The 7,585-nt window shown below is 69.5% G+C and carries 7 protein-coding genes; 4 read left to right on the top strand and 3 right to left on the bottom strand.

All coding sequences use genetic code 11. From position 1 onward, the window contains the following. Nucleotides 1-119: 119 nt before the first annotated feature. The gene (locus tag ACFUPX_RS27975) at nucleotides 120-2,381 is read right to left on the bottom strand and encodes a transglycosylase domain-containing protein (RefSeq protein WP_383328384.1); all 2,262 of its coding nucleotides are present in this window, start codon (nucleotides 2,379-2,381) and stop codon (nucleotides 120-122) included. 416 nt (nucleotides 2,382-2,797) lie between these two features. Here ACFUPX_RS27975 and ACFUPX_RS27970 point away from each other — a divergent pair, with 416 nt between their 5' ends. Beyond that, nucleotides 2,798-3,142: a WhiB family transcriptional regulator gene (locus tag ACFUPX_RS27970; protein ID WP_167828965.1), complete on the top strand. Its 345-nt coding sequence runs from the start codon at nucleotides 2,798-2,800 to the stop codon at nucleotides 3,140-3,142. 156 nt (nucleotides 3,143-3,298) lie between these two features. Here the strand turns inward: ACFUPX_RS27970 and ACFUPX_RS27965 are convergent, their stop codons facing one another. Both ACFUPX_RS27965 and ACFUPX_RS27960 read right to left on the bottom strand, forming a co-directional pair. Further along, nucleotides 3,299-4,864: an ArsA family ATPase gene (locus tag ACFUPX_RS27965; RefSeq protein ID WP_383328380.1), complete on the bottom strand. Its 1,566-nt coding sequence runs from the start codon at nucleotides 4,862-4,864 to the stop codon at nucleotides 3,299-3,301. Next, entirely contained in the window at nucleotides 4,861-5,841 is a 981-nt protein-coding gene (locus ACFUPX_RS27960; protein ID WP_383328377.1) for an ArsA-related P-loop ATPase, read from the bottom strand. The genes ACFUPX_RS27965 and ACFUPX_RS27960 overlap by 4 nt, the downstream gene beginning before the upstream one ends. An 82-nt stretch (nucleotides 5,842-5,923) precedes the next feature. On the opposite strand from ACFUPX_RS27960, the gene ACFUPX_RS27955 reads away from it, so the two are divergent. The 3 genes from ACFUPX_RS27955 (at nucleotide 5,924) to ACFUPX_RS27945 (ending at nucleotide 7,543) form a co-directional block, all read left to right on the top strand. Beyond that, entirely contained in the window at nucleotides 5,924-6,085 is a 162-nt protein-coding gene (locus ACFUPX_RS27955; protein WP_383328374.1) for a DUF4177 domain-containing protein, read from the top strand. Beyond that, nucleotides 6,082-6,552: a RidA family protein gene (locus ACFUPX_RS27950; RefSeq protein ID WP_383328372.1), complete on the top strand. Its 471-nt coding sequence runs from the start codon at nucleotides 6,082-6,084 to the stop codon at nucleotides 6,550-6,552. The genes ACFUPX_RS27955 and ACFUPX_RS27950 overlap by 4 nt, the downstream gene beginning before the upstream one ends. Before the next feature lie 124 nt (nucleotides 6,553-6,676). Then, nucleotides 6,677-7,543: an NUDIX hydrolase gene (locus ACFUPX_RS27945; protein WP_383328369.1), complete on the top strand. Its 867-nt coding sequence runs from the start codon at nucleotides 6,677-6,679 to the stop codon at nucleotides 7,541-7,543. The last annotated feature ends 42 nt before the right edge of the window (nucleotides 7,544-7,585 follow it).

Below are 7,585 nucleotides of genomic sequence, written 5' to 3'. Positions count from 1 at the left end.
CCCAAGAGACTGGGGGCGCCCTCATCCACGTACCGATCAGTAAGAGCGGGTCTACGGATCTAGGGGTCTAGGGGTCTACGGGTCTACGGGTCTACGGGTCTACGGACCTACGGACCTACCTACCGGTCCCAACCCCCGCCGATCCCGCCCCCGTTCTCGTTCCCCCCGATGACATCCGGCGGCAACGAGATGTCCGGCCAGGGATCGCCGCCACCGCCGCCCCCATCGCCCCCACCGTTGTCGCCGCCCCCGCCGTTGCCGCCGCCATTGCCGCCGCCCGGCTTGTCGTCCTCGTGGGGCCGGTCCTTGTCCTTGTCCTTGCCGCCGTCCGGGATGTGGATGGTGTGGAAGCCCGGCGCGGGCTTGCCCGCGAGCGCCCCGCTCATCGCGTCCCGCCAGATCGGACCCGGCACCTCACCACCGAAGACCTTGTCGTACGGGACTCCGCCGATGGTGATGTTCACCATCCGCCGCTTGTGCTGCGGGTCGCCGACCCACACCGCGCCCGACATGTTCGGGGTGTAGCCCACGAACCAGGCGGCGTAGCGGAAGTCGGTCGTACCGGTCTTGCCCGCGCTCGCCCGGGAGCCGAGGCCGGCCTGCTTGCCCGTTCCGTCCTCGACCACGCCCTTCAGGAGGGTGTTGATCGTGTCGGCCGTCTTCACCGACATCGCGCGCGAGCACGTCGACTTCGGCACCGGCAGCGTCTTGCCGCCCGGAGCGGAGATCGACTCGAACGCGATGGGCGAGCAGTACTTGCCGCGCGCCGCGAACGTCGCGTACGCGCTCGCCATCGTCAGCGGCGACATCTCCTGGGTGCCGAGCGCGATCGACGGCGCTTGGTCCAACTTCCTGCCGTCGGCCCGCTCGACGCCCATCTCCTTGGCCATCTTCGTCACCGGGCAGATGCCGATGTCGCCGATCATCTCCACGTAGTAGGTGTTGACCGACTTCGCGGTCGCTTCCCTCATGTCGTACGGGCCGACCTCGGTCTCGTTCTCGTTGGTGAGCTTCGCGCCGCCCGAGTTCACCCACTTCTTGCCGTCGCACGCCGAGACGCTGCTGGGGTACGGCATCTCGTACGGAGCTCCGTAGCTCTTCGTCGGCGGCATGCCGCCCTCCAGGGCGGCCGCGGCGACGATCGGCTTGAACGTCGATCCCGGCTGGTAGCCCGCGCCGCCGCCCATGGCGTCGTCCACGGACAGGTTGAGCGTGGTCTCGTCCTTCTTGAAGCCGTAGGGCCGCGACTGGCCCATGCCCAGGATCTTGCCGGTGCCCGGCTCGACGATGGTGGCCGCGGTCGCCACGTCGTCGGACTGGTTGACGTGATCCTTTATCGACGCCTGCACGGACTGCTGTGCCTGTGGGTCGAGGGTCGTCTTGATCCGCAGACCGCCCTGGTCCCAGACCTTGGCGCGGGCCTCCCTGGTCTTGCCGAAGGTCGGTTCGGCGAGGAAGACCTTCTTCACGTAGTCACAGAAGAACCCGGCGCCGCTGACCGACGTGATGCAGCCGTTCTGGGGCGTGCTCACCTTCAGGCCGAGCGGCTTCTTCTTCGCCGCCTCGGCCTCCGCCTGCGTGATGTCGTGCGTCTCCGCCATGCGCTGCAGCACCGTGTTGCGGCGCTTGGTGGCTTCCTCCGTGTCGTTCACGGGGTCGTACCGGCTGGGGGACTGCACGATGCCGGCGAGCATCGCGGCCTCCTGGACCTGGAGGCTCTTGGCGGGCTTGGAGAAGTAGCGCTGGGCCGCGGCCTCGACTCCGTAGGCCTGCTGACCGAAGTAGGTGATGTTCAGGTAGTTGTTGAGGATGCGCTTCTTGCCGAGCTTGTCCTCGACCTGGATCGCGTACTTCAGCTCGCGGATCTTGCGCCCGAGGGTCTGCTGGGTGGCCTCGGCGACCTTCGACGGGTCGTCGCCCGCCTCCTCGACGAAGACGTTCTTCACGTACTGCTGGGTGAGCGTGGACGCTCCCTGGGAGACGCCGCCGCTCTGCGCGTTCTGGTTCAGCGCGCGCAGGATGCCCTTGGCGTCGACCGCGCCGTGCTCGTAGAAGCGCGAGTCCTCGATCGCGACGATCGCCTTCTGCATGTACGGCGAGATCTGCTTGAGCGGCACCACGGTGCGGTCACGCGAGTAGACCGTGGCGATGGAGCCGCCCTTGTTGTCCAGGATCGTGGTGCGCTGGCTCAGCGGCGGCTGCTTCAGGTTGGAGGGGATCTCGTCGAATCCCTCGACCGATCCCTTCGCCGCGAGGCCGAGCGCGCCGGCCGCGGGCAGGGCGATACCTGCCAGCACGGCTCCCGCGAGCACGCTGACACCTAGGAACTTCGCTGCCTGCTGAGTTGGTGACAGACCACCGCCCGAGCGCTTCTTTCCCATGGGGGCAGCCTACGTTCTGATTCGCCGGACACGCCTCAATGCCTTGGCCTAAGCTGCTATCAACTGTCACAGCAGTGCGGTTTGGCAACAACCCCTCCGTCGGTCCCGAATCCCGAGTGGGGTCTCCCTCTGCCCTTTTCGGGCTAGGGAAAGTGTGTCCGAATTCGCCTCATGCGGCATTCGATGCCCGTTGTGACTCAGCTGAAGTGCCCGCATTTGCCGGGTTAATCACGCATGTCGCCAGCTCACTCCGTCGGGTGATCTGCCGCTTACGCATAGTCCGTTCGGGCCATTCAAGATTGGGCCCGAAGGGGGTGTTGCGCTGTGCCCACCTTCCGTAACGTCCTCAACTGGCGGCGGTGAATATGCCGCTGCCGCCGTGGGGGAGCCTCGATTCGGGAGAGGACGGCGCCGGTATGGGCTGGGTAACCGACTGGAGTGCGCAGGCGGCCTGCCGCACTACCGATCCAGATGAACTGTTCGTTCAAGGAGCAGCGCAGAACAGGGCCAAGGCGGTGTGTACCGGTTGCCCGGTGCGCACGGAGTGCCTGGCCGACGCGCTGGACAACCGCGTCGAGTTCGGCGTGTGGGGTGGCATGACTGAGCGGGAGCGCCGCGCATTGCTGCGCAGGCGTCCCACAGTCACCTCGTGGCGCCGTCTGCTGGAGACGGCGCGCTCCGAGTACGAGCGTGGCGCGGGCCTGCTGCCCGTGGACTTGGAGGACGACGAGACGTACGAGAGCTACGCGGCAGTGGGCTAGCGCCCGTCGGGTCAGCCCGTCCGCCGCGTGGCGGTGGGGAAAGCCCCGATGGGGACTGCCCCCACCGGCCGCGTGGCAGTGGGCCGGTCCCGCATCGGCCGCGTGGCAATGGGCCGGTCCCGCATCGGCCGCGTGGCAATGGGCCGGTCCCGCTGCTCAGGCAGCTCCGGCCGGACCACCATCAGTACCGGCCGCGAGCCGGTCCCCGATGGCCCGAAGGCCTGCCAGGTCGTGCACATCGCCCGGCAGCGCCGTCACTTCGGCCACGGCAACCTCGGGGTGAAGCGCGGTGAAGCGATCGCGCGTGCGCTGTTCGCGCGCGAGCAGCTGCATGCGCTCCGCGTGCAGTCGCAGCAGACCGGCGGTCAGCTGCGCCACGGGCGGATGTGCGTCCGCGTCCGTGCGCGTGTCGGTCTCACCGGGGCGTGCGTCCGTGTCATGCGGGCGTGCGTCATGGGGTGCAGAAGGTACGAGTTCAGAAGGTGCGAGTTCAGAGGGCGCCGCGGAGGTCGCCTCAGAGAGTGCTTCAGAGGTTGCTTCAGACGGTTCGGGGGTCTCGGAACTGCCGGGGGCCTCAGGAGAGTTGCCGGGAGCCTCGTGGGAAGCCTCACGGGAGTTACGCAGTCCAACCTTCCCGTCCACCTGATCCACAATGCGGGTCTCTTCAAGATTTTCCGCGGCGGCAAGTGCCCGCTCGGCCGAGAGCTGGGCGGCGCCGCTGCCGTGCACCCGGTTCAGCACGAGGCCGGCGAGCGGCATGTCGTCGGCGGCCAGGCGCTCCACGAAGTACGCCGCCTCGCGCAGCGCGTCCCGCTCCGGCGACGCCACCACGAGGAACGCCGTGCCCGGCGCCTGGAGCAGCCGGTACGTGGCGTCCGCGCGGGTACGGAATCCGCCGAACATGGTGTCCATCGCGGCCACGAACGTCTGCACGTCACGCAGCAGTTGCCCGCCCAGGAGCTTGCCCAGGGCCCCCGTCATCATCGACATACCGACATTCAGGAACTTCATCCCGGCCCGGCCGCCCACCTTCGCCGGGGCCATGAGCACCCGGATCAGCTTCCCGTCCAGGAAGGAGCCGAGGCGCTTCGGCGCGTCGAGGAAGTCGAGGGCCGAGCGCGAGGGCGGCGTGTCGACGACGATCAGGTCCCACTCGTCGCGGGAGCGCAGCTGCCCCAGCTTCTCCATCGCCATGTACTCCTGCGTGCCCGCGAAGCCCGCCGAAAGTGACTGGTAGAAGGGGTTGCCGAGGATCGCGCTCGCCCGCTCCTTGTCAGCGTGCGCCTCGACGATCTCGTCGAAGGTGCGCTTCATGTCGAGCATCATGGCGTGCAGCTCGCCGGTGCCTTCGCCGGTGCCTTCGCCGACGCCCTCACCAGCACCTGCGCCGGTGGGTCCGCCGACGGCCTTGACCCGGCGCGGGACGTTGTCGAGCGAGTCGATCCCCATGGACTGGGCGAGCCGGCGCGCCGGGTCGATGGTCAGGACGACGACCTTGCGGCCCCGCTCGGCCGCGCGCAGCCCGAGCGCCGCCGCCGTGGTCGTCTTGCCGACGCCTCCGGAGCCGCAGCACACGACGATGCGGGTCTTCGGGTCGTCGAGAAGGGCGTCCACGTCGAGCGTGCGGGCCGGGTCCAGGGGGCGTGTCGTGTCGGGGTCCCGTGCCGGGTCCGTCGTGTCCGCGTCCCGTGCCGGGTCCGAGGCCGTGCGATCCCTGGTCATGCGATCCCTTGCTTCCGCAGTTCCGCGGCGAGGCCGTAGAGCCCCGCCAGATCCATTCCCCCGGCCAGCAGCGGCAGTTCGTGCAGGGGGAGGCCCAGCCCGCCCAGGGCGGCCCGCTGGGAGCGCTCCAGGGCATGCCGCTCGGCGTACTCGGCGGCCTGCTCGAGGAGCGGATCGACCAGCCGCTCGGCGACACCGCCGCGCCGGGCGCCGCCGAGCCCGGCGGCGGACAGGGACTTCGCGATGGCCGTACGAGGGGTCTTGCCGAGCCCGAGCTCCAGCGAGGCCTCGTCGAGCAGCGCGGGCCGCACCATGTTCACCATGACGCGCCCCAGGGGCAGCTTCGCGGAACGCAGCTCGGCGATGCCGTCCGCGGTCTCCTGGACGGGCATCTCCTCGAGCAGCGTCACCAAGTGGACCGCCGTCTCCGGAGACTTCAGGACACGCATCACGGCCTGCGCCTGATTGTGTATCGGGCCGATCTTGGCGAGCCCCGCCACCTCGTCGTTCACGTTCAGAAAGCGCGTGATGCGGCCGGTGGGCGGCGCGTCCATCACCACGCAGTCGTACGCGTAGCGCCCGCTCTTGTCCTTGCGGCGTACGGCCTCGCAGGCCTTGCCGGTCAGCAGGACGTCCCGCAGCCCCGGCGCGACCGTGGTGGCGAAGTCGATGGCGCCGAGTTTTTTGAGCGCGCGTCCCGCGCCCCCCAGCTTGTAGAACATCTGGAGGTAGTCGAGCAACGCCAGTTCAGGGTCGATGGCGAGGGCGTACACCTCCCCGCCCCCGGGAGCGACGGCGATCTTCCGCTCCTCATACGGCAGCGCTTCGGTTTCGAAGAGCTGCGCGATGCCTTGTCTGCCCTCGACCTCCACGAGGAGGGTGCGCTTGCCCTCCGTCGCGAGGGCGAGCGCGAGTGCGGCGGCCACCGTGGTCTTGCCGGTACCGCCCTTGCCGCTGACGACCTGGAGCCTGCTCACACTTCCGAGCCTAACCAGTCGCCGTCCGGACTAAGCAGGAGGCCACCGTGAGCAGCGCCTCACAACGGCTACAGTCGGCCATATGACCAAGTTTGAATACGCGACCGTGCCGCTGCTCGTCCATGCCACGAAGCAGATTCTGGACACCTGGGGCGAGGACGGCTGGGAGCTCGTCCAGGTCGTGCCCGGGCCGAACAACCCTGAGCAGCTCGTGGCCTACCTGAAGCGGGAGAAGCAGGCATGAGCGGCGCCGTCGAGGCGAAGCTGGCCGAGCTCGGCATGACCCTGCCGGAGGTCGTGCCGCCGATCGCCGCCTACCAGCCGGCGATCCAGTCCGGTGTGTACGTCTACACCTCGGGCCAGCTCCCGATGGTGGAGGGCAAGCTTCCGATGACCGGCAAGGTCGGCGCGGAGGTGACTCCCGAGGAGGCCAAGGAACTGGCCCGCACGTGCGCGCTGAACGCGCTCGCCGCGGTGAAGTCCGTCGCCGGTGACCTGGACCGCATCGCGCGCGTCGTGAAGGTCGTCGGCTTCGTGGCGTCGGCCCCGGACTTCACGGGCCAGCCCGCCGTGATCAACGGTACGAGCGAGCTGCTCGGCGAGGTCCTCGGCGACAAGGGCGTGCACGCCCGCAGCGCCGTGGGCGTGGCGGTCCTGCCGCTGGACGCGCCCGTCGAGGTCGAGGTCCAGGTGGAGCTGACCGAGGCGTAGTCACCGCCTTGCCGGTTGCCTCGCGGTCGCCTTGCCGACCGCGTGTCGGCTGCTCTGTCGGCTGCCTTCTGGCACCCGATAGTTGCCTCTCGAACATCAGCCCACTAGGGGATAGCCTCCGCCCATGGCTAATGGGCAGTGGTACCCCCCGGAGTGGCCCGACCGTATCCGTGCGCTGAGCAGCGGCGAACTGACTCCCGCGACTCCGCGCCGGGCGGCCACGGTCATGCTCCTGCGGGACTCCGTGGCGGGCCCTGCCGTACACATGCTGCGCAGACGCGCCTCCATGGCCTTCGCCGGAGGCGCGTACGCGTATCCGGGCGGTGGCGTGGACCCGCGCGACGACGACCACCTCGTGCGCTGGGCGGGCCCCTCCCGCGCGACGTGGGCGCTGCGCCTCGGCGTGGACGAGCCGGGCGCCCAGGCGATCGTGTGCGCCGCCGTCCGCGAGACGTTCGAGGAAGCGGGCGTACTGCTCGCGGGGCCCACCCCGACCAGCGTCGTCGGCGACACCACGGGCGACGACTGGGAGGCGGACCGCGAGGCCCTGGTGGCCCGCGACTTCTCCTTCGCGCAGTTCCTGGACCGCAGGGGCCTGGTCCTCCGGAGTGACCTCCTTGCCGCATGGGCACGCTGGATCACCCCGGAGTTTGAGCCGAAGCGCTACGACACCTTCTTCTTCGTGGCGGCACTCCCGGAGGGGCAGCGCACCCGCAACGCCTCCACGGAGGCCGACCGCACGGTATGGATCGCCCCGGGGGAGGCCACGGCGGGGTACGACAAGGGCGACCTCCTGATGATGCCGCCGACCATCGCGACCCTGCGCCAGTTGCGCCCCTACGGATCGGCCGCCGACGCCCTCGCGGGCGCCCCGGAGCGCGATCTCACCCCGGTCCTGGCCAAAGCGCGCTTCGAGGACGGCGAGTTGGTGCTGTCCTGGCCGGGCCACGACGAGTTCACCAAGCACATCCCTACGGGGGGCTCCGCATGACCACGGCCGTGCCCGCCGGTGGGCCTCGCAGCGGCCCTTGCG

The organism is Streptomyces sp. NPDC057302 (genome assembly GCF_042667685.1).
Classification (GTDB): domain Bacteria; phylum Actinomycetota; class Actinomycetes; order Streptomycetales; family Streptomycetaceae; genus Streptomyces.
This window is presented reverse-complemented; position numbering and strand designations above follow the sequence as displayed.

What these genes read in the sequence shown, in the direction of transcription:
- ACFUPX_RS27945 (WP_383328369.1), top strand. Translation starts at nt 6,677, where the DNA reads ATGGCTAATGGGCAGTGGTACCCCCCGGAGTGGCCCGACCGTATCCGT.
- ACFUPX_RS27965 (WP_383328380.1), bottom strand. Translation starts at nt 4,864, where the DNA reads ATGACCAGGGATCGCACGGCCTCGGACCCGGCACGGGACGCGGACACG.
- ACFUPX_RS27975 (WP_383328384.1), bottom strand. Translation starts at nt 2,381, where the DNA reads ATGGGAAAGAAGCGCTCGGGCGGTGGTCTGTCACCAACTCAGCAGGCA.
- ACFUPX_RS27950 (WP_383328372.1), top strand. Translation starts at nt 6,082, where the DNA reads ATGAGCGGCGCCGTCGAGGCGAAGCTGGCCGAGCTCGGCATGACCCTG.
- ACFUPX_RS27955 (WP_383328374.1), top strand. Translation starts at nt 5,924, where the DNA reads ATGACCAAGTTTGAATACGCGACCGTGCCGCTGCTCGTCCATGCCACG.
- ACFUPX_RS27970 (WP_167828965.1), top strand. Translation starts at nt 2,798, where the DNA reads ATGGGCTGGGTAACCGACTGGAGTGCGCAGGCGGCCTGCCGCACTACC.